Source organism: Marinoscillum sp. HNIBRBA16962, assembly GCF_057801515.1.
The window spans coordinates 3,490,949-3,511,513 of record NZ_CM173603.1; the positions used below are offsets into that span (position 1 = coordinate 3,490,949).

Annotated in this window: 22 protein-coding genes and 1 pseudogene; 4 read left to right on the forward strand and 19 right to left on the reverse strand. The window is 42.7% G+C overall.

The genetic code is table 11. The features are described from left to right. The first annotated feature begins 286 nt into the window (after window positions 1-286). A complete protein-coding gene (locus AC3E9V_RS14430) occupies window positions 287-439 on the forward strand; it encodes a hypothetical protein (RefSeq protein ID WP_488748835.1) in 153 nt (50 codons plus the stop codon). 93 nt (window positions 440-532) lie between these two features. Further along, window positions 533-1,813 (forward strand): group II intron reverse transcriptase/maturase, encoded by a 1,281-nt coding sequence (ltrA, locus tag AC3E9V_RS14435; RefSeq protein ID WP_488748836.1) that lies wholly within the window; start codon window positions 533-535, stop codon window positions 1,811-1,813. A gap of 126 nt (window positions 1,814-1,939) precedes the next feature. Here ltrA and AC3E9V_RS14440 read toward each other — a convergent pair whose 3' ends face one another. The 9 genes from AC3E9V_RS14440 to xerA form a co-directional block, all read right to left on the reverse strand. Then, window positions 1,940-2,740, reverse strand: a complete 801-nt coding sequence (locus AC3E9V_RS14440; protein ID WP_488748837.1) for a tetratricopeptide repeat protein — start codon at window positions 2,738-2,740, stop codon at window positions 1,940-1,942. Between the two features lie 12 nt (window positions 2,741-2,752). Next, window positions 2,753-3,514, reverse strand: coding sequence for a DUF2971 domain-containing protein (locus AC3E9V_RS14445; protein WP_488748838.1), 762 nt, complete (start codon window positions 3,512-3,514; stop codon window positions 2,753-2,755). Window positions 3,515-3,779: 265 nt separating this feature from the next. Next, window positions 3,780-4,292 carry a hypothetical protein gene (locus tag AC3E9V_RS14450; protein ID WP_488748839.1) on the reverse strand — a complete coding sequence of 171 codons (513 nt, stop codon included), beginning with the start codon at window positions 4,290-4,292 and terminating at the stop codon, window positions 3,780-3,782. Window positions 4,293-4,439: 147 nt separating this feature from the next. Next, window positions 4,440-5,210, reverse strand: coding sequence for a hypothetical protein (locus tag AC3E9V_RS14455; RefSeq protein WP_488748840.1), 771 nt, complete (start codon window positions 5,208-5,210; stop codon window positions 4,440-4,442). Window positions 5,211-5,469: 259 nt separating this feature from the next. Beyond that, the gene (locus AC3E9V_RS14460) at window positions 5,470-6,684 is read right to left on the reverse strand and encodes an alpha/beta hydrolase-fold protein (RefSeq protein WP_488748841.1); all 1,215 of its coding nucleotides are present in this window, start codon (window positions 6,682-6,684) and stop codon (window positions 5,470-5,472) included. Between the two features lie 173 nt (window positions 6,685-6,857). Further along, the gene (locus AC3E9V_RS14465) at window positions 6,858-7,592 is read right to left on the reverse strand and encodes an HNH endonuclease (RefSeq protein ID WP_488748842.1); all 735 of its coding nucleotides are present in this window, start codon (window positions 7,590-7,592) and stop codon (window positions 6,858-6,860) included. Window positions 7,593-8,537: 945 nt separating this feature from the next. Then, window positions 8,538-9,173, reverse strand: a complete 636-nt coding sequence (locus AC3E9V_RS14470; protein ID WP_488748843.1) for a hypothetical protein — start codon at window positions 9,171-9,173, stop codon at window positions 8,538-8,540. 270 nt (window positions 9,174-9,443) lie between these two features. Further along, window positions 9,444-9,974, reverse strand: coding sequence for a L,D-transpeptidase family protein (locus tag AC3E9V_RS14475; protein ID WP_488748844.1), 531 nt, complete (start codon window positions 9,972-9,974; stop codon window positions 9,444-9,446). 731 nt (window positions 9,975-10,705) lie between these two features. Further along, window positions 10,706-11,569, reverse strand: coding sequence for a site-specific tyrosine recombinase/integron integrase (xerA, locus tag AC3E9V_RS14480; protein ID WP_488748845.1), 864 nt, complete (start codon window positions 11,567-11,569; stop codon window positions 10,706-10,708). Between the two features lie 90 nt (window positions 11,570-11,659). Here xerA and AC3E9V_RS14485 point away from each other — a divergent pair, with 90 nt between their 5' ends. Beyond that, window positions 11,660-12,082: a hypothetical protein gene (locus tag AC3E9V_RS14485; RefSeq protein WP_488748846.1), complete on the forward strand. Its 423-nt coding sequence runs from the start codon at window positions 11,660-11,662 to the stop codon at window positions 12,080-12,082. Window positions 12,083-12,117: 35 nt separating this feature from the next. Here the strand turns inward: AC3E9V_RS14485 and AC3E9V_RS14490 are convergent, their stop codons facing one another. The 6 genes and pseudogenes from AC3E9V_RS14490 to AC3E9V_RS14515 all read right to left on the reverse strand — a co-directional run bounded on the left by AC3E9V_RS14490 (window position 12,118) and on the right by AC3E9V_RS14515 (window position 16,307). Further along, window positions 12,118-13,140 (reverse strand): zinc-binding alcohol dehydrogenase family protein, encoded by a 1,023-nt coding sequence (locus AC3E9V_RS14490; protein WP_488748847.1) that lies wholly within the window; start codon window positions 13,138-13,140, stop codon window positions 12,118-12,120. 11 nt (window positions 13,141-13,151) lie between these two features. Further along, a pseudogene (locus AC3E9V_RS14495) lies at window positions 13,152-13,304 on the reverse strand (SDR family oxidoreductase); the annotation flags it as partial. A 122-nt stretch (window positions 13,305-13,426) separates the two neighbouring features. Beyond that, window positions 13,427-14,461: a GntR family transcriptional regulator gene (locus AC3E9V_RS14500; protein WP_488748848.1), complete on the reverse strand. Its 1,035-nt coding sequence runs from the start codon at window positions 14,459-14,461 to the stop codon at window positions 13,427-13,429. Between the two features lie 134 nt (window positions 14,462-14,595). Beyond that, window positions 14,596-14,844, reverse strand: a complete 249-nt coding sequence (locus AC3E9V_RS14505; RefSeq protein ID WP_488748849.1) for a hypothetical protein — start codon at window positions 14,842-14,844, stop codon at window positions 14,596-14,598. A gap of 151 nt (window positions 14,845-14,995) precedes the next feature. Further along, window positions 14,996-15,394, reverse strand: a complete 399-nt coding sequence (locus tag AC3E9V_RS14510) for a rhodanese-like domain-containing protein (protein ID WP_488748850.1) — start codon at window positions 15,392-15,394, stop codon at window positions 14,996-14,998. A gap of 22 nt (window positions 15,395-15,416) precedes the next feature. Next, window positions 15,417-16,307, reverse strand: coding sequence for a sterol desaturase family protein (locus AC3E9V_RS14515; RefSeq protein WP_488748851.1), 891 nt, complete (start codon window positions 16,305-16,307; stop codon window positions 15,417-15,419). A 245-nt stretch (window positions 16,308-16,552) separates the two neighbouring features. Here AC3E9V_RS14515 and AC3E9V_RS14520 point away from each other — a divergent pair, with 245 nt between their 5' ends. Beyond that, window positions 16,553-16,870 (forward strand): hypothetical protein, encoded by a 318-nt coding sequence (locus AC3E9V_RS14520; RefSeq protein ID WP_488748852.1) that lies wholly within the window; start codon window positions 16,553-16,555, stop codon window positions 16,868-16,870. Window positions 16,871-17,167: 297 nt separating this feature from the next. Here the strand turns inward: AC3E9V_RS14520 and AC3E9V_RS14525 are convergent, their stop codons facing one another. From AC3E9V_RS14525 to AC3E9V_RS14540, 4 genes are read right to left on the reverse strand one after another with little or no spacing between them, the layout of a single operon-like run. Beyond that, on the reverse strand, window positions 17,168-18,463 hold the full coding sequence (locus tag AC3E9V_RS14525) for a TRAP transporter large permease (RefSeq protein WP_488748853.1): 1,296 nt from the start codon (window positions 18,461-18,463) through the stop codon (window positions 17,168-17,170). Next, a complete protein-coding gene (locus AC3E9V_RS14530) occupies window positions 18,463-18,918 on the reverse strand; it encodes a TRAP transporter small permease (RefSeq protein WP_488748854.1) in 456 nt (151 codons plus the stop codon). Before AC3E9V_RS14530 ends, AC3E9V_RS14525 begins: the two co-directional genes overlap by 1 nt. Next, window positions 18,908-19,894, reverse strand: a complete 987-nt coding sequence (locus AC3E9V_RS14535) for a TRAP transporter substrate-binding protein (protein WP_488748855.1) — start codon at window positions 19,892-19,894, stop codon at window positions 18,908-18,910. Before AC3E9V_RS14535 ends, AC3E9V_RS14530 begins: the two co-directional genes overlap by 11 nt. Next, window positions 19,891-20,565, reverse strand: a complete 675-nt coding sequence (locus AC3E9V_RS14540; protein WP_488748856.1) for a bifunctional 4-hydroxy-2-oxoglutarate aldolase/2-dehydro-3-deoxy-phosphogluconate aldolase — start codon at window positions 20,563-20,565, stop codon at window positions 19,891-19,893. The genes AC3E9V_RS14535 and AC3E9V_RS14540 overlap by 4 nt, the downstream gene beginning before the upstream one ends.

Here is a 20,565-nt window from a genome sequence, read left to right on the forward strand (position 1 = left end):
ATAGCGAATGTGTGTGCCCAGCATGGGCATCTGGTATCTAAAGATACCAAATTATTCCAGAGGGTGCGGCAGAAGGCCAAGTCCCTTATGTGCGGGAGTCGTGTCCCGAAGCATTAGCAAGTCGCAAGCTCGTTTGTCGTGAGACATGGAGTGAAGGAAGCGAGACTGCAAACCCTGGTTCCAACGAACAGGACCGGGTCGCCGGGCGACTGGATACAGAGGCATGTCAAGTCGGATGAGGTAACACATCATACTGACGTCCAAAGGGTGGGAAACCATCAGGAACTTGGCATGTAGATCCAGTGGATATTGGGGGAAGGAATATGTCCTTACCTGGGGAGGTCTCGGACTGTACGAGCTACAGACTGAGAAGTCAGCAGAGGTCATAGTACTCATCAGCCACGAGCCATCAGAGACAGATGGAGGACTCACAAGTTGAGGAAGGGCCGAACATTGAATTGTGTCCAAATTCGGGTAGGAATCCGCCGACTGGCAGATAGCCTATCCTTAGGCAGACAAGGAAGTAAGTTTTATGATAGCAGAAGTACTTAAGCGAAAGAACCTCTACAAAGCTAGCCGGCAGGTGTTGCGGAATAAGGGTTCGGCAGGGATAGATTGGATGTCAGTTGCGGAGCTTCCAACGTATCTGGAAGTCAACCGGGACAGTATCATGACCTCTGTTCTTAACCACACTTATGTACCTGCTGCTATACTTGGTGTAGAGATACCCAAAGGTAATGGAAAGACCCGATTACTGGGGATTCCAACCGTAACGGACCGATGGCTACAGCAGGCGGTAAGCCAAATACTTGCCCCAAAATTCGAATTGAATTTTGAAGACCATAGCTATGGCTTCCGGCCTGAGAAGAATACCCAACAGGCAGTGTCACAGGCACTGAAGTACATCAATGATGGCTATCAGGATATTGTGGATATAGACCTGAAAGGATTCTTTGATGAAGTAGACCACATGGTGTTGTTACAACTGATCCACAAGAAGGTAAAATGCCCGACGACCCTGCGGTTGATCCGAAAGTGGCTGAGAGCGCCCATTTCAATTAATGGAAGGCTCCACAAACGTCGGAAAGGTATGCCGCAAGGTTCACCGATCAGTCCGATATTATCCAACATCCTGCTGGATGAATTGGATAAATATCTGGTCGAAAGGGAATTGCGGTATGTCCGCTATGCAGATGATTTCAGCATCTATGCTGGATCAAAAGCAGAAGCCAGGAAGATTGGTAATGCCATCTACATTTTCCTTCGGGATAAGTTGAGGCTGCCGATCAACAGGGAGAAAAGCGGGATACGCAGACCGGTGAACTTCGAGTTGCTGGGACATGGATTTGTTCCGGTATACACGAAGGGATCGAGGGGACAATACCAACTTGTAGTAAAGAAGAGTGCATGGCAATCCTTCAAGCGCAAGCTCAAGGATCTGACCAGAAAGACCAGACCAATGAGTTTCGATGAGCGGTTACAGAAGCTGGCCGAAGTGTGGAGAGGTTGGGTGAACAATTTTCGCTTGACGAACATTCATGCCAAGCTCAAAGCACTGGATGAGTGGCTAAGGAACCGCCTTCGGTATTGTATCTGGCATGACTGGAAGAAACCTGAGCGGAAACGTAAGAACCTGATCCGTCTGGGACTGGGTAAAGACAGAGCATATGCCTATAGTCGTACTCGCATGGGAGGCTGGGCGGTAGCCCAAAGCCCTATTCTTGGCACGACTATTACCTTACCCCGACTCAGACGCAAAGGGTACGAATCGATGCTTTCCTATTACCATAAGATGCAACCCGAAATTCAGTGAACCGCCGTATACGAGACCCGTACGTACGGTGGTGTGAGAGGCGCACCGTGAGCTTATGGCTCACGGCCGTCTACTCGATTGTAGCACGTTTCATTTTATCCGCACTTCATTGAAATAGTAGCTCCACTACTTACAATAATAATCTAATAGTTCATTGTTGTCATACCCAAAGTCCCCCATGATACTAAAATCCATACAGGCCTTCTCTTTATTACCTATTTCAAAGTAAGCCAGCCCCCGCCAATAATAGCTTTCAGTGTTACGGTTATACAGATTAATGGATTCAGTAAAATCGTCAACTGCCTTTTCAAATTCCCTCAAAAAAATGTATGCTTTTCCTCTAATGAAATAGTGTTTATAGAAGGGTTCGGCATTTTCTATTGCAAACGTTGCATCTCTGATGGCGCCATAGTAATCCTCTTTATTTAGTTTGGTCTCGGCTCTGGAAAAGAAAATATAATACTTGTCTATCTCAGGATCAGATAATGAATCATATAAATCAATTGCTCTTGTAAAATTGTATATCGCATCATCATATAAATGGGCACCATTTAGGGCAAAAGCGAAGTGAAAATATGTGTCAGAATTTGTATTGTATCTATCCTTTAACTCATGGAAAGAAAGGATTGATTTAAGATAAATGTAGTGGTATTGCAAAGAATCTCTAGGGTGGCCAAAACCAGCCAGATAATCTAAAATTGAAAGCTCACTATGATTTTTTGAGAGAATACTCATTAAAGAATCATTGCTCAAGTTGGAATAAATAGATTTTAGCTCAGCCATCCCTGGTTCAGTATATCTTTTCCCGCCAATTTCTTCAACAACAAAGTTAGAATCTGCATATCTCTCCGTAAACCATTCCGTATATTGTTGAGCTGAAATCAAATAAGATTTTAATAGGACGATTATTAAAGTAATTACTCTCATTATTAAACACTTTTAAAAATTTAGCCGGATTTCTGCTGGTTCAAATTCGTAAAGTCTTGATCTATTAACTGTATTCACAAAACCAACCTCTCTTATTAGTTTTTCTGAGGCTTCAAATTCTGACTTATTTGTCCTTGGGTCAAAGGTGATTTCTTCAATCATTTCATTCGGCTTAATTTCGAGTTTAAGGAATTTCGCTTTAGATTTTTCTCTATCAGCATTTTTGTGAATGATCAATCTTATTTCTTTCTCATGACTAAATTCCTTACGCTTGATAAAAAGCGATTCTAAGAGTGTCGATGCATTTATTAACCCATTGTTCCTTTCTTTAATCCAATCGCCAATCCTTTTCTTACCAAAATATGAAACAGGGCCGATAATCCTTGTTCGAGTAGAAAATGGTTTATGGTTGACTTCCCCTAAACTGGCTTCAAGTACTTTTTTTATTCTGCTCTTTATCCTTACTCCGGTTTTATCATGGGAATAAATCCGCCACATCGCATCAGTTTCTCTTTTTAATGTCCAGCATTGTCCATAGAAGGCTGGAAGAAATTCATGATATGATATTGGAGTTAGTCCAATTTTATATCTACTTTTTGCAAGAAAGTTCTCATAAGTGTCATCCCAATTCATTGTTTGACTGATCACAAGCTTCTTGTCCATTAACAGTTCATGTAGCCTATTTAAAGGGATGTAGCGATAGATAGGAACATTGTATCCTCTATTACGGATGGCTTCTGAAAATGAATCGTGATACTTTATGTCTGCGTCCATACCAATGTGCTACAACGCCAAGCTAGCAGGAGTGCGCCCCGAGCTTGGCAGAAAGCACTAATCTAGTGAATCTGCCGGTGCTTCCAAAGTATCAAATAACCACTGCGTTCAGAAAGATGAAAAATCCTGCGAACTGAAGTAAATAGAAAGCACCGACCTCTCCCAGCGGCTGATTCATGGTAATGTTCGCACTGAAGCCAGCAAAGAGGCAGTTTGGCGCATTCGTGCTAGCGACTGTTATGCAAAGTTTCTCCTGTTCGGGTGTTTAGTTCAGCGTTATAATTTCGGCTTCTCCAAGCACTTTAATCAGTAATTTGTCACCAGTTCCGTTGCAAAGTTCTGAGAATTTCGTTCTGGTTTTTAAGTAGCTAATGGATCGCTGATATTCAGATAAAACCTCGTTATCCACTTTTATTAGGTCGTAAACGTACATGTCGTTCTCCATTTCTTTGTATTGAAATTGAAGTTTGCGTTCACCAGTCTTTGTGTCAACCTTGAGTTCATACTTTCCAGATCCTAGTTGGGTCGCGGTTATGATTCCGTTCTCCAAATAGTATTTATGAGATTGTGAATATCCAGTTATCCCGATTAAGCAGAATATCAGGGTTACTAAAAATGTTCGGGTGAAATGGAAAGAATTAGCCTTCATAAGCGGTAAAATTTTAAGTTCTAAATTCTGTCTGCGGATAGAAAGTATTTTGCATAACGCCCATGTATGAGGCGTGTGCTCACACTTGGCTAATACCTGCAAAATAGTGAAGTCTGCCGGTGCTTCCAAAGTTTGTAGTATGCAGCGCGTTCTGAAGTGAAAAAATCCCGCTATCTGAAGTGTCCAAAAAGCTCTGTATTTCCTCGGCGGCTGACTCACGGTCGAGTCCGGATGCAGATTGAAGAAAGCACGCAAGCACATGCCTAATACATATTGTTAGCTGGCGGAATCTTCCTCCAATCCAATTGTCAGCTTTAGAAATGTTGTTGTGAATCCAAATGAGCGATCGCGTTCGATTGAGGCAGATTTCACTTTCAAAGGATGATCGGAGTAAAATGTTCTAATAATTCGGTGGTCTAAGCTGATGTTGCAGATGAATTTCCCATCTTCAAGAACTCGAGCTTCTGTAAAATGACGATCTAGATATTTTTCCTTGTCATGAAACCCGAGAGTCAAGTTATCGATCTTTCTACGACCCTTCAGGATTTCGCTACTTCCCAAGTTGACCGATTGTTCAAGTTCCTTCTGAAGTTTGTAGTTTTTTTCAAGTCTCTTTCGATGTTCTCCTTGGAGCCGTTCATCATGTTGTTCAGCCTCTTTTTCGTTTGCTATTCGTTCCTGTGCAACGGCCTCTTTTGTCGTAACCCTAAGTTCTAAGTTTAACAGTTCGCTGCTACGATCAAATGTCCCTTGATAAGATACAAATTCATCTTCTCTGTCAATGAAAGGTAAAACGGTTCTGTACAGGTTTCTGGGAATTATTCCTATTGGCTTTGTGCTGTCACTTTGATCCCCAGAAGCATAAACGAAAATTTCGCTGCGTTGAGATGCATGCCAAAGTGTTATCCTAAATTCGTTCCGGTCGGGTGATCTTAGCCGCCTTCTATCGATGGAGTTCAACTTAGTAGACAAAGTTCTGTCTCCAATTTCCAAAGCCGTTTGTTGCCTAGTCTCTGAGTGTCCAAAAAGTCTTTTCCAAAAGTTCATGATGAAGATGAAATTTGATCTGGCGCTCTGCCAGCTAACGCACAGATATGGCGAGTGGCCACATCCGTCTGTAAAAAGCACTAATGTAGTGAATCTGCCCAATAGCCACAACGGTAACTACGAAGAAGTGCGTGCTGAAAGTCTAATTCCAGAAAGAAAAAAGTAGCCATGAGCACACAGACTAGCAGAAGGGGCAGATTCACGGTCGGATTGCACAAAAGTATCAAGCTGGCAGTTTGGCCATTCGCTATATCGTCTGTTAGTGGCTTTTACTCAGTTCTTTAAGTTTCTCAGTTGAATCAGAGTTGCCATCTATTTCAATTGCCTTTTTAAACATTTCGACAGCCTTGTCAGGTTCTTCTTTTGCTAAGAAAAAATCACCCATCGAATCGTAGGAATTTGAGTTAGTGGAGTAATTGTCGATGTTGTATTGAAAGAAGAGACCTGCACCGTCAAAATCCTCTTTTTGTAAGTAGTAGTATCCAAGGTCATTCATTTGTTCATGACTGGGTAAGGTTTCATAACCTAGTTTCTTGGTCACGAAGCGATAATGTTTAGTCACCTTATCAAAGAAAGACTGTCCTGAAATATTTGGGTTCGTTCTGATGATCTTGTCAAGATCAAGTGTGTTCCAACTAAAAAAGTACTTTAGTCCATAATATCCTGAAATGGTTGGTACACTCAAATGGTTTTCATTTGAAAAATACTTCCACTTGAAGTCTAAGCCGCTACTATTGATTCTTTCAACTGCTTGGACAAAATTCAAGTTTGATCGCATCGTTGAAGTTACCCATGTCGTATCTTGTAAAACTGTGAGGGTGTCCATGCCTTCCGGCATTGTGTTAGCCACTGTCACGAATAAGGTCTTGCCTTCAAAGTTGTTATTTCTGATTTTGTCAATTGCATAGTTACGGAAGCGATAATCGTGAGACTTGAGTCCAGGGTCAATTGCCAAGTAGTTTGTGAATAACTCCTGATGATTGATGAGGGTATTCACAACAAAAGAGCCTCCTAATGAATGACCAATTATTGTTCTGTGTTGAAGTGTGGGGTATTTAGTTTCAATAAAAGGAATAAGTTCCTCTTCAAGAAATTTAGTAAATCTCTCAATTCCTGTTGAATCCGAAGATTCGTCATCGGGATCAAAAGGCATTAAATCTCTGTAACGATTAGTATTTGGGATTGCAACCAAAACTGACTCAGGATACGAAGTTGTTCCAAATGAACTCAATTGTTTGACTATCCCAGAAAGCGAATGAAAATAAGCATCACCATCTAAAAGGTATAAAACTGGATACTTAGAATTGGTCTGAGGTTCATATGAGTTAGGAAGAGAAATCCAAATTTCACGTTGTTCGTTTAGAACTTCCGAATAAATACTATCAATTACCCCGATTGTGAGTTTGTTCGGTTGTTGGCCGTTACAATGAAGGATTGAAAGATGTAGAAATGAAATAATCAGGAACTTATGCATATGCGATTCGGGGAATTGCCACTAACGACCAGCTATGATGAGTGGGGACTAAAAAGCACTAACCTCTCGTCTCGCACATAGCCACGCCTACGCGGCCCGGCCTTGATTTAAATTTAAAACTTGTGGCGGACTTTCCAATCCCCACCAAAGTATCCTGACCGATAAGACCCCATTCATTCATAGCATTTGTTATGGCCTATTTGATCTCTCAGTTCGTCAATTGTTATGGGTGGATTTCTTCGGTGCAGCATAGCATGGCAGTTCGGGCATACAGGTCGTAAGTCGTTAATTGGATCAACTTGGTAGGTTCGTCCAACATCTGAGATTGGAATCAAATGATGCACGTGAATGAATCCTTTGCCTAATTCGCCATATTTCTTTCCAAAGTCAAAATCACATACTGAACAGATAGAAGTCCAGTGTTCAATGCACTTTTGGCGAGCTTTTGGATTTCGTTCGTAGATGTTCACGGTTATTGTCCGTTTAAACCCTTCATCTAAAGTTGGTTGGTCATCTGTTGGAATTTCATCTGCAAACTGCTCATCACCAGTTAGCCCAGTTTCTTCGAGAGCTAGTTTTAGCTCAGGTCTCAGTTGCCAAATAAATAAGTTATCATCATCCCAACCGCTAAAAAACAAATCCCAGAACTTATATTTTCTTTTTGACCGTTCGGTAAAGTTGATGTCGTAGTATTTCGATATTCGTTCCGCTAACCTCCAAATCTGAAGATTGATTCCGCCAGCTTTTTTCTTAGCACTGGAGCCTAGAATTAGTCCGATCTGACTTGAGGCAGCTGCTTGGTTAGGAAAGCCGTACATTGTTTGAAATACTGACAAGTCTTTTTCACGAACGATTTTGTCGTTCTGCAAAATTTCTATCCATTCCAATGAAGTCAGTTCAGTTGCCACTATCGTTTTTTATTGGCCATAACGCCAAGCTAGCAGGAGTGCGCCCCGAGCTTGGCAGAAAGCACTAATCTAGTGAATCTGCCGGTGCTTCCAAAGTATCAAATAACCACTGCGTTCAGAAAGATGAAAAATCCTGCGAACTGAAGTAAATAGAAAGCACCGACCTCTCCCAGCGGCTGATTCATGGTAATGTTCGCACTGAAGCCAGCAAAGAGGCAGTTTGGCGCATTCGTGCTAGCGACTGTTATGCAAAGTTTCTCCTGTTCGGGTGTTTAGTTCAGCGTTATAATTTCGGCTTCTCCAAGCACTTTAATCAGTAATTTGTCACCAGTTCCGTTGCAAAGTTCTGAGAATTTCGTTCTGGTTTTTAAGTAGCTAATGGATCGCTGATATTCAGATAAAACCTCGTTATCCACTTTTATTAGGTCGTAAACGTACATGTCGTTCTCCATTTCTTTGTATTGAAATTGAAGTTTGCGTTCACCAGTCTTTGTGTCAACCTTGAGTTCATACTTTCCAGATCCTAGTTGGGTCGCGGTTATGATTCCGTTCTCCAAATAGTATTTATGAGATTGTGAATATCCAGTTATCCCGATTAAGCAGAATATCAGGGTTACTAAAAATGTTCGGGTGAAATGGAAAGAATTAGCCTTCATAAGCGGTAAAATTTTAAGTTCTAAATTCTGTCTGCGGATAGAAAGTATTTTGCATAACGATTAGCTATCGGTTGTATGCCCCCCAGCTATGATTTGCACTAAAGTAGTGAATCTGCAGGTGCTTCCAAAGTATCAGATAACCACTGCGTTCAGAAAGATGAAAACCCCTGCGAGCTAAACTACCTAGAAGACTCCCAAATTTCACAGCGGCAGATTGACGTTCAAGTAGCACTACACTTTGCCAGAATGCACTTTGGCATATAACCGATAGCACATGTTAGCAGGTTGTTTATTTAATGTTTGAAATGTCAAATCCTTGCAAATAGGAAATCTTCCATTTACCTTCAACATTTTGAACTTTGAACTTATACCTGTGTTCATTCCAATTATAATATGTGTTATCTAAATCTCCACCCCATTTCCAAGCATAAGTGTTGCCATCTATTCGTTCAATTTCGACATTATTATATGGATTAGGGGAATCATATGGAACATCTTGACAGTTACACCATTCATTACCATCTCCTGATAATGAAAATGGAGGATAGTAACCAACATACCAACGACCTGATTCAAATGAATTTTCCTTTAGTTTCTTGTCAATTCTTTGGACAATCTTGTTATAGTTTAAAATGAATTCTGGAGCAAAAAAGTCTGATTTTTGAAGCTTACTTACGTTTTGATTGTGTTTATCAAAATCAATTCCAATGTAAATACTATCTCCACTATCCGTTATTGCTGGGAAAATGTCAAAGTGTTTTTGTGAATTAATCCAGACAAGCATTTGCCTAATCAGATTTTTGATTTCCTGTGTATCCTGTGATTCTTGAATCTTGGTAGTGGATAATTTGGCAAACTGAAAACTACTTAATAGCAGTACAAAGAAGAGTAGTTTTGTGGTTAATAATGAAAAACTGTTTTTCATAGGTGAAAATCATCTTTGGTAAACGAATACCTGCTAACGCCCGTGTATGGCGCTGTGTGCGCCCCAGTGGCTAATAGTACTAAAATAGTGAATCTGCCGGTGCTTCCAAAGTATCCGAGAGACAGTGCGTTCAGAAAGATGAAAAACTCCTGCGAGCAAAAGATGGTAGAAAGCACTACCGTTTCTCAGCGGCAGATATCACGGTCAAGTTGCACAGAAGAGGCTAGAAGCACGTAAGCACATGCGCCCATACACAATGTTATGGCTCGTTTATGGGTTTATCTGAACGGGTGTTCCAATAGCTACTGCTTCATAAAGTTCCTCTATTTCTGAGTTCGTTACCGCGATACACCCATCCGTCCAGTCAATTGTCTGATGAAATTTCCCAATCCAACCAGTTCCGTTCTTCAATCCGTGAATTTTGATATCTCCACCTGGATTAGGAGAGTTCACTTTGTCTTGGGTATTAGGGTATGATATTCCCAAGTTCAGATGAAATTGACTGTTCGGGTTTTTGTCGTTGATGTAGTAAAGTCCTTCAGGAGTTCGACTATCTCCTTGGTTTTCTTTATGCCCTTCAGGGGTCTTTCCAAGTGATACTCTGTAGGTCTTAATGAGTTCGTTATTCACCCATAGCTCTAGTCTACGTTCGGATTTGTTCACCACAAGTTTATCAGCGGTAAGTCCATTCGGAAGTTTTTGTTCAGGCCAGAGATAGAATCCAATTAGCAGTCCAATCGGCAGGAGAAAAATGATGAATTTTCGAGTTAGTTTCACTTTGCTCTGTCCTTGATGAGCCATAACGCCAAGCTAGCAGGAGTGCGCCCCGAGCTTGGCAGAAAGCACTAATCTAGTGAATCTGCCGGTGCTTCCAAAGTATCAAATAACCACTGCGTTCAGAAAGATGAAAAATCCTGCGAACTGAAGTAAATAGAAAGCACCGACCTCTCCCAGCGGCTGATTCATGGTAATGTTCGCACTGAAGCCAGCAAAGAGGCAGTTTGGCGCATTCGTGCTAGCGACTGTTATGCAAAGTTTCTCCTGTTCGGGTGTTTAGTTCAGCGTTATAATTTCGGCTTCTCCAAGCACTTTAATCAGTAATTTGTCACCAGTTCCGTTGCAAAGTTCTGAGAATTTCGTTCTGGTTTTTAAGTAGCTAATGGATCGCTGATATTCAGATAAAACCTCGTTATCCACTTTTATTAGGTCGTAAACGTACATGTCGTTCTCCATTTCTTTGTATTGAAATTGAAGTTTGCGTTCACCAGTCTTTGTGTCAACCTTGAGTTCATACTTTCCAGATCCTAGTTGGGTCGCGGTTATGATTCCGTTCTCCAAATAGTATTTATGAGATTGTGAATATCCAGTTATCCCGATTAAGCAGAATATCAGGGTTACTAAAAATGTTCGGGTGAAATGGAAAGAATTAGCCTTCATAAGCGGTAAAATTTTAAGTTCTAAATTCTGTCTGCGGATAGAAAGTATTTTGCATAACAAATGTATAAGCCTATTACACTTACACACTATCAAAGCTAACCCCCTAAATTTAATTTATCTAATGGACTTCTGACTTTATGTAGATCATTTTGCGCAACATGGGTATATAGCTCCGTGGTCTTGGGGCTGCCATGCCCCATCAGCTCCTGTATATAACGCAGATTGGTGCCATTCTCTAATAAATGCGTACCGAAGCTATGGCGTAGTGTATGTACTACCACATGCTTTTTGATCCGGGCTTTCGCTACTGCCCTCTCCAAAAACTTCCTGATGCTGGAGGCAGAGTAGGCTCCTCCATACTGACCTTCAAATAGATATTGCTTGGGCTGATACTCCCTGAAGTATTCCCTCAGCATTTTAAGCAATATTGGAGATAGCATGGTAATGCGATCCTTTTCACCTTTAGCCCCCCTGATGCGCACTTCCATCCTTGTACTGTCTATATCACCTATTTTTAGTGCGAGCACTTCAGAAATACGTAAACCACAACTATAGATGCACATGAGGATAGTCAAATGCTTCCTGTTTTTTACCTGCCTGAACAACCGCTGAATTTCCTCCTGAGAAAGGACCACAGGAAGCTTTTTCTGTTTTTTAGGACGCTCCAACTCATAGGTTGATCGGTCTAAGCCCACCACCTGCTCTAAATAAAACTTCACCGCGTTGATGCTTTGATTCTGATAAGACCTGGATACGTTCTTCTTCACCACCAGGTGATGATGATACTGCTGGATGTCCTCCAGCATGACCTGATGCAATGGCTTGGGATAAAGGTATTTGAGAAACTCCCTGAACATATACCTGTAAGAGTTCACCGTAGATTCGCTGTACCTTCTTGCCTCCAGCTTGCATACCATAGCCGCAAGTGCTTCCCTGTATGAGTGGGCTTCTTTTTGCATGGATTAAATTTCACCGATCCTTTGTTCTTAATCATTTTTTTATCCGTATATTTCCGATTATAAACGGATATATCCGAATAAAAAACACATATGCTCAGTACGCAAAAATGTCTCAACTGTGGCGATACACTTCAGGGACGGCTCGATAAGAAGTTTTGCAGCGATCAGTGCCGGGCCACTTACAACAACCGCCATAAAAAGCCTCACGAACAAGGTATACAACAAGTCAACTCACAGCTACGTCGAAACCGAACCATTCTTAAGTCCTTATGCCCTACCGGCAAGGCTACTGTAAGAAAAGAAGTGCTCAATGAGATGGGTTTTTCCTTTCGACATTTCAGTTCGCTGTACGGCAAACCCGGCAAAATCTACTTTTTGTGCTATGACTTTGCCTACATGCCTATTATAGAAAAATCCGTCTCAGAGCAGCGGATGATCCAAAAAGTCGTGATCGTCCAGCAGCAGGAATTTATGAAAAAATTTGATCCCTGGCGATATGTTAATCAGATATAAGTCAGTTCGTTCGTCTCCACAATGAGCTTTAACCATCAACTCACCCTGATCATGGCCTTAATCACCCCGGTCTCTGGCCTGGTCCAGCTCTCAAACACATCCGGCACTTCGCTAAAGTCAGCAGTGTGGGTGATCCAGGGCATGGTGTCTACCTTCCCTTGCTCGATCAGTGAGATGATCTCATCAAAATCTGAGCTCATAGCATTTCTGCTGGCATAAAGGGTGAGCTCTTTCTTATGGAATAACGGATCGTGAAACGTAACATCTCCCTGAAATAAGCCGATAAAAACCAGCTTTCCGCCATGCGATGGATACTCAAAAGCCTTCATCATGGATTTGGGATTGCCGGTAGCATCAAATACGATGGTTGGCAGCTCTCCGTCAAAGAGTGCTTTCAGCCGCTCGATGGGATCTTCACCGGAGACATTGATCGTGCCATCCACACCCATTTTATCTACGGTAAAGTCCAGGCGCTGCTGGTTAATGTCCATCACCACCGTGTTTGCGCCAAGCACTTTGGTAAACTGCATGGTAGCCAGCCCTATTGGCCCGGCTCCAATTACAAGCACCTTATCCGAGCTCTTTGTCTCTGCCCGCTTTACCGCATGGTAACCGATCGCCAGGGTTTCCACCAAAGCCAACTGCTCAAAGCTTAGCTTTTCCGAGGTATGCAGATACTTTTCATTGACTTTCACAAACTCCTGCATTCCCCCATCTTCATGCACTCCGAATACGGAGATGTGTTCTCCACAGTTTGGCTTGCCCAGCCGTACAGCCTGGGCTTCTTTGGTGTTGAAATAAGGTTCGAGTGAACATTTGTCCCCGGCTTTCACCTTGGTCACACCGTATCCGGTTTTGGTTACCTCCAGCCCCAGCTCATGACCAAGCACACGAGGATAGGAAAAGAAGGGCTGATTGCCACCAAAGGCGTGAATGTCCGTACCACAAACACCTATCCTGCGAACCCTCAGCAGTACTTCATGTGCTTCCAGCACCTCATCAAACTCCACATCAACCAGGTTTAGGTCACCCGGCTCGTTCAAAATCAATCGTTTCATAAATACTTGTTCTAAAGCGCCCGGTCAAGGTGCACATAACCTCCATCCACAAAAACATGCTGCCCGGTAGTGTGTGAAGATAAGTTTGAGATCAGAAACATCGCCGTGTTGCCGATCTCTTCGGGTGTAGTCATACGGTTCCCGAGCGGGATCTTGATTACTATTTTATTTTTGAGACCCAGGTCCATTTAAACAGCACCCTCTTTTGCTTTTATTTGCAAATGAACAAAGCTCCCTATCATTCGGAGAAACTGCGTCCTGCTCCATCCTGAAATGATTTTAGGCTTTACAACGAATTACGGCTGATAAACATGAATTCATTCTTGACATCAATTGGCTCGTTTTCTAAAATCGACTTGGCTGCCAGCTCACCCATGCTTTTAAGGTTGGTCGTGATGACAGAAATACCATTTGCCAGGACTTCTTTGAGGGCCGTATCATTATAAGATAGTATGCCAATATCTTTCTGCAGCTCAAGGCCAGCTGCTCGCTGCAACTTTATCAGCGTTACCAGATCATGCTCATCGATGACTACATAAGCAGCGCCTGGCCTGACTTCATAATCTGCTGAAATTTTATTGATGATCTCATGACTAAGGTTATTGAAACCGCAGTATCGCCTAAATCCCAGAATGATCTCTTTGGGATAAGGATAGTTGTCATTTTGTGGAAATACCAGGATCAGCTTGCTGTAGTTTTTCAGACTTTCCGTTGCTTCCACCAAAGCATCATACAGGTCCATTTTAAAATCCTGGTAAATACAGCTGAAGTAGTTATCAAACCCTTCTAATTGATTATCCAGAATGATGATCTTCTCTTTCTGAATTTTTTTCATGAGTGATTTAAACTCATAAAGGTCAAAATCCTTAAAGTGCGGCATGATCACGTAGTAGCTGTAACCTTCCAGATGCTCCTCTATTAGTTTTTTGAAATGCTGGAAGTCACAGTGATATATGAAAAAATCCATATGCACACGGTCCCCCATCAGGGCAGCCATCTCATTAAAGATCTCACGCTTGTAGATACTAAGCTTATTGAACAACACCAGTACCTTTATCTGAGAGTCTGGCGCTGAATTAATCACATAATATCCTTTCCCTTTGACAGCCTCAATGACTCCTTTATCCTTTAAAGCAACATATGCTTTTTCAACAGTATCTCGTGCCAGATAGTAGTCAAAGCTCAATCGGTTAATAGACGGGAGCTTTTGACCATACTTAATATGTCCGGTCTCAATCTTATTGATGATACTATTAAAAATCTGCTTGTATTTGGGAATGCTGGAATCATCACTGATCTCCAGGGTAATGAATTCCTCCATAATAACTTCTGTACTTCATCCTTCAGACACAAATCTAATCAAACCTACTCGGTATGGTACAGGATGGAGGGCTCCGCGTATTTCAGGAGCTTTGAATCTTTTTCTCCGGATAAAATTGCGGACAAAACCGGGACCTATTTAAAAACCCGCTGGCTTATGGTAACAATCAGAAAAACCCATGGAGCGCCATGCATAACCAGATCAAACCAGTCCATAGCCTGCATCCCTACCGCTCCTCCGGCCACCCATCTGAGCTTGCCAAGTATGTGCGGTTCGGGGACGAACGGGGCTAACCCCAGGGTCAGTGACAACAACAATGCCTGAACAATTCTGTGATTGCTCCTTTTGATCGTTACTTCTCGTTGGTCGTTGCTGATTTTCATGTGTTCAAGGTTGCTGAAACAAGTTGGGCCGCATAAGCAGTTTGATGCCCAAACTTGATTGCGACCAGCCAGGCATACCCGGTTGGCCTGCGCGGCCCGGTCTTTCTCAATGTTTTGGGTTGAGACTACGCGTCCCGGCATCATGCTCATTTCATTTTACTAATGGCCTCCCCTCTGCTACCCATTGTTTTACACCTCCGGTCAGATCATAGATCTTATCAAACCCCATGTTTTTGAGTTTAGCAGCTGCATTAGCACTGCGGCCCCCTACTGCACAATACACGATAACCGGCCTGGTCTTATCGAGTCTTCTCATCTTTTCTGAAAAATCACCCTGCAGGTAGTCGATGTGAACCGCTCCTTCAATTCTTCCCCTCTCCACCTCCGTAGGTGTTCTCACATCTACAAGCTGTACTTCTTCTTCCTCCAGCAGCTTTACAAGCTGTTCATTGTCTATTTTCTTTACTTCCTGGGCAGCAACCGTCCCACAGGAAAGCAGGGTCCCCCCCAGCAATAAAATACTGATTATACTTCTGTATGGATGCGTCATGAGTTATTATTCTTATGCAATTTCAGTTTTTCGTTTGTTTGATTTTCCGCCCAAAACCATGCGTGTTTTGACCAATGAAATCTTTGGGGAATTTCTCCACACCGGGAAAACCAAGCTTAATGTCTCTACCCTCATAAGGTACATAATTTGTTTTAAACAGATAGTCCCAGAGACTTAGCGTAATCCCGAAATTCACCCCATATTGTTTTTCCTTCGGAATATCATACGCATGATGCCATATGTGCATTTGAGGATTGTTAAAGATATATTTTAAAAACCTCAGGTTTACCCTGATATTACTGTGATTAAAATGCCCAACAGCCAATGTAAATATGTGGATAATGAAAAAGTCTCTCAAACCAATACCTATCAACGCTAAAGGGATATATTCAATACTACGGTAAACCACATTTTCCATCCAGTGATAACGTAAGTGAGCGGCAAAACCCATCTGCTCCACGGAGTGATGCACCTTATGAAACTCCCATAACGCGGGACTTCTATGAAGCAACCTGTGCGTCCACCACTGTACAAAATCCCTCACTATAAACCCGATCAGTAGATGGGTCCACATGGGCCAGGTCATCACCTCAAAAGCTACCAGATTCGTGATTCCAACGGAGGCCAAAAGATTATTGAAAAAGTGTACGATTACATTGGAAGCGGCATTGTATATGATCAACGAAAACAGGAAAAAGTTGAAGAACATATAAAAGAAGTCCAACCAGAAATCTTTTCTGAATTTTGCCTGGGCCGTTCGCCACGGCTTGATAATCTCCAGCAAAAAGAAAAAAGCTGAGATTCCTATTAACCAGTAAAAGTAATTGTGCCATCCGGGGTGAGTGATTTCACTCCAGAGGTAATTGGCATAACCTTGGTAGCTATCTCTTATGACCTTAAGAACTGATTCCATGATACGCTTTAAAACCATACAAAAATACGAGCTCACTCACTTTATGGATGTAACAAATGTTACGAACTTTCTCACTTTGAAGCAAAATGACTTCAATTTGAGAATGATATCATAAATATACCATGTTTCTTGACCACCCCTAAATTTGTAATTCACTGATTATCAGTTATTTGAGATATTCAGTAATTTTCTGGCATAGCGTTGGTCCGGTGTATGGCATGTTGAACATAAAAATTTAAAATGCCATGAAAAAGCTATTTGTTTATGCAGTTATGATGATGTTCTTAGGAGCTGGTACAGTAACCGCGTTACCTATAATGTCTAATCCTGATTCGAACCTCTCTATTCAGCAGGGCGAGCCCAAAAAGGAGATAAAGAAAGAGGATCTCCCGGATGCAGTGCAGGAGTCCCTGAATGAGGACAAGTATGCAAACTGGACTGTCAGCAAAGCCTATAAAGTTTCAAAAGCTGACGGCACCACGTACTATTCCATAGAATTTACGGGTCAGGGAGGTCAAACAGCAACTGTGAATTTTAATGAAAACGGTGAGGTGATCAAGTAGAGCCCTGTTAGTACCGTTGTTCATACACCGAAAAAGCCGACTGTCAAAAGTCGGCTTTTTGTATTTCCGATAACGTCAGGATGTCTGGACGGTCCACTGACGCTGACTGTGCCTTCGCGAAGCTTCGGCGAAGCAAGGAGCTTTAGCGTAAGAGTCCGCAGCGGTTAACCCCATGACGTTTCAGTCAGGGCGTGACCTTTAGCTCATCGCCTGACAAAAATGCTTTTTGGAGCATTTTTCATCAATGTTCAGCTGACCGCAGCGTCAGTTTATTCATTTTCTAGTGAATAATCCGGGTTAAAAACCAAATACCCTCGGCAACCAAAGGCTGAGCTCAGGCACGTAAGTGACGATCAGCAATACCGCGATCATCACCAAAAACATAGGGATGAGTGGTCTAAGTACTTTCTGAATCGTAATATTGGCTACACTGCATCCTATAAAGAGCACCGACCCTACCGGCGGAGTACACAAGCCAATACAAAGGTTAAGCACCATCACAATCCCAAAATGAACCGGATCCATGCCCAGGTTTGTCACCACAGGAAGGAAGATCGGTGTAAAGATCAAAACCGCTGGTGTCATGTCCATAAACACCCCTACAAAAAGCAGGATAAGGTTGATGATGAGCAAAATAATGATGGGGTTATCCGTTAGGGTGATCAGGCTCCGGCTGACCTCCTGAGGTATATTTTCATAAGACATCACCCAGGACATACCCATAGAGGTACCGATCAGCAGCATCACAATAGCTGTGGTTAAGACTGTTTTCAGCAGAATGGAGGGAAGCTCTTTTACCGTGACCTCCTTATAGACAAAGGCAAGGATCAGTGTATACAGCACCGCAATAGCAGAAGCTTCTGTGGCAGTAAATATCCCGGCTACAATCCCTCCGATCACAATGATCAGCAATAGTAAACTTGGAAAGGCAGCCCAAAACTTTTTAAATACCTGACCAATAGACTCCCATCCGCCTTTCTTATATTTTCTGCGGTAAGCAATCACTCCTGAGACTATCATCAAGCCCAAACCAAGCAAAATTCCAGGAACATAACCGGCTATGAAAAGGGCTGCAATGGATACTCCTCCACTGGCAAGTGAATAAACAATAAGAATATTGCTGGGTGGTATGATCAGTCCGGTCGTTGAACTGGTAATGTTTACCGCTGCACTATATGACCTGTCATAACCTTCTTTTTCCATCCTCGGTCCCATGAAACCACCAATAGCTGATGCAGCTGCAGCTGCAGACCCGGAAATGGCGCCAAAAAGCATACAGGCTACAATGTTGACAAAAGCCAAACCGCCAGGCAGCCCCCCAACAAGTGATTTGGCAAAATCCACCAGTCGCCGGGCAATGCCCCCACTGTTCATCAGCTGACCGGATAAAATAAAAAACGGAATAGCAAGCAAGGCAAAACTATCCAAACCAGTGGCCATTCGCTGAGCAAGCGTGGTAAACGCCGTAAGGGATGGCATGGAAACAATCAGGGTAAATAAGGATGACAAACCAATACTGTAGGCAATAGGAACACCAATTGCCAATAAACATACAAAGCTCAGTACCAGTATCAATATTTCTGTTAATGCCATTATTCTTGAGTTTTCAGGTCGTGAAATGCATAAAAAATGATCAGAAAGCCACTGATCGGAAGTGCGAGGTATACATAGCCCAGAGGAACCTGCAGAGTGGCCGAAAGCTGATTCAGACTAAGGGTAATATAGACCAGGCGACTACCGCCTATTACCATGATTGTCAGCGCAAAAACGATTGTCAGAATACTGATCACTATGTTGAGCATTCGCTTTTTGGTACCCGTCAGTTTATTAGGCAAAATATCAATGGCGAGGTGACTTTTTTGCCCGGCTGCATAGGCGGCGCCCAGCAATCCTACCCAAATGAGTAGAAAATTGGCAAGCTCATCTGTAAACAGACTGGGAGCGCCCAGTAAATACCTGGAGGCTACCTGCCACAGGACGTTGACTACCATTACAGCCATCAGGATAACAAGGGCGCTTGATAATATTCGATCAATACTATTTTTCACTTCCTTCTTCTTTTATGCGTTGGATCAAATTGTATTTTTCAGGATCGTCTTTATAAGATTCATACAGTGAAGCTACCTGGCTGGAAAACAAACTTTTATCCGGCCGGATAATCTCTACTCCGGCTGCTTTTACTGCCTCCAGAGATTCTTTTTCTGACTCCTCCCACACCTTTTTTTGATAGGGAACCGACTCCTTAGCTGCTTCTTTCAGCCAGTTTTGCTCCTGCTCAGTCATATTGTTCCACCACTCCAGGCTTACTAACAGGACATCAGGCAAAGCTGTATGCTCATCAAGTGTATAATATTTACATACTTCATAATGCCTACTGGAATAAAAACTGGGCGGGTTATTTTCCGCACCATCCACCACACCCTGCTGGAGCGCCGTATAAAGCTCACCCCAGGAGACAGGTGTCGGCGAACCACCAAGCTGGCTGACCATATTTACAGCGGTCACACTTTTCATCACACGGATCTTCAGTCCTTTGAGGTCAGCCGGTTTATTAATGGGACGGTCCTTAGTATAAAAACTCCGGTAGCCAGCATCATAAAAGCAAAGCCCTCTGAAGCGATATTCCTCACCTTTAGAGAGAAGCTCCTCACCAATCTGCCCGCCAAGCACATCAAACAAATGGTCCTTATCCCTGAATAAATAAGGCAACCCCAATACTTTAAAGTCAGGAACGAAATTTTCAAGCACTCCGCTAGAGACCTTGGTCATGGTAAGACTGCCGATCTGCAACAGCTCCAATAGCTCTCGCTCACTTCCCAGCTGTCCGGAAGGATAGATCTTCATAGTCATCTTTCCACCGGACTTTTCTTCCAGCCTCTCAGCCATGTATACCATTCCGGCATGGACAGGATGATTCACATCCAGCCCATGAGCCAGTTTTAACTCTTTCACCTCACTTTTGGTCACACAACCAAAAACGAGTCCTGCTAAAATCAGTAATATGTAGGGTGTATATCGTATCAATTTGATCGGATTTCTTGTACTAAAGCAATTGCTTTTTTTACTTTCTCTTCCAAGGTAGCAAAATCATTATTCTTAAGAATATCTTTCGTGATCAACTGTGACCCCATACCTACGCAGTGCACGCCTGCCTCAAACCATTTAGTCAGGTTTTCTTCAGTAGGCTCCACTCCGCCGGTCGGCATGATGCTGGTCCATGGGAAAGGTCCTTTGACACCTTTGACAAACGCCGGCCCTCCTACCTGGGAACCTGGAAAGATCTTGACCACTTCTGACCCGAGCTCTTCAGCATAAGATATTTCGGTTACAGAACCACAGCCTGGTGACCAGCCTACTTTTCGGCGGTTACAGACTTTGGCCATGTCGGGGTTTAATATAGGAGAAACGATAAAATTTGCTCCCAATTGGAGGTAGAGTGAAGTGGTACCTGCGTCTACAATGGAGCCAACCCCCAGGATCATGTCCGGGGTTTCCTTCTCTGCAAACTTATTGAGCTCTGTAAACACTTCATGCGCATAGTCCCCACGGTTTGTAAACTCAAAAACCCTGACTCCCCCACTGTAGCATGCTTTCAATACCTTTTTACATACCTCCAGATCTTTGTGGTAAAAAACAGGCACTATGCCCGTCTCTTTCATTTTAATTGCCACCTCTATTCTTGAAAATCTTGCCAT

Coding starts and splice junctions, on each gene's coding strand:
- ltrA (WP_488748836.1), top strand. CDS start 533: ATGATAGCAGAAGTACTTAAGCGAAAGAACCTCTACAAAGCTAGCCGG.
- AC3E9V_RS14440 (WP_488748837.1), bottom strand. CDS start 2,740: ATGAGAGTAATTACTTTAATAATCGTCCTATTAAAATCTTATTTGATT.
- AC3E9V_RS14445 (WP_488748838.1), bottom strand. CDS start 3,514: ATGGACGCAGACATAAAGTATCACGATTCATTTTCAGAAGCCATCCGT.
- AC3E9V_RS14455 (WP_488748840.1), bottom strand. CDS start 5,210: ATGAACTTTTGGAAAAGACTTTTTGGACACTCAGAGACTAGGCAACAA.
- AC3E9V_RS14460 (WP_488748841.1), bottom strand. CDS start 6,684: ATGCATAAGTTCCTGATTATTTCATTTCTACATCTTTCAATCCTTCAT.
- AC3E9V_RS14470 (WP_488748843.1), bottom strand. CDS start 9,173: ATGAAAAACAGTTTTTCATTATTAACCACAAAACTACTCTTCTTTGTA.
- AC3E9V_RS14475 (WP_488748844.1), bottom strand. CDS start 9,974: ATGGCTCATCAAGGACAGAGCAAAGTGAAACTAACTCGAAAATTCATC.
- xerA (WP_488748845.1), bottom strand. CDS start 11,569: ATGCAAAAAGAAGCCCACTCATACAGGGAAGCACTTGCGGCTATGGTA.
- AC3E9V_RS14485 (WP_488748846.1), top strand. CDS start 11,660: ATGCTCAGTACGCAAAAATGTCTCAACTGTGGCGATACACTTCAGGGA.
- AC3E9V_RS14490 (WP_488748847.1), bottom strand. CDS start 13,140: ATGAAACGATTGATTTTGAACGAGCCGGGTGACCTAAACCTGGTTGAT.
- AC3E9V_RS14500 (WP_488748848.1), bottom strand. CDS start 14,461: ATGGAGGAATTCATTACCCTGGAGATCAGTGATGATTCCAGCATTCCC.
- AC3E9V_RS14505 (WP_488748849.1), bottom strand. CDS start 14,844: ATGAAAATCAGCAACGACCAACGAGAAGTAACGATCAAAAGGAGCAAT.
- AC3E9V_RS14510 (WP_488748850.1), bottom strand. CDS start 15,394: ATGACGCATCCATACAGAAGTATAATCAGTATTTTATTGCTGGGGGGG.
- AC3E9V_RS14515 (WP_488748851.1), bottom strand. CDS start 16,307: ATGGAATCAGTTCTTAAGGTCATAAGAGATAGCTACCAAGGTTATGCC.
- AC3E9V_RS14520 (WP_488748852.1), top strand. CDS start 16,553: ATGAAAAAGCTATTTGTTTATGCAGTTATGATGATGTTCTTAGGAGCT.
- AC3E9V_RS14525 (WP_488748853.1), bottom strand. CDS start 18,463: ATGGCATTAACAGAAATATTGATACTGGTACTGAGCTTTGTATGTTTA.
- AC3E9V_RS14540 (WP_488748856.1), bottom strand. CDS start 20,565: ATGGCAAGATTTTCAAGAATAGAGGTGGCAATTAAAATGAAAGAGACG.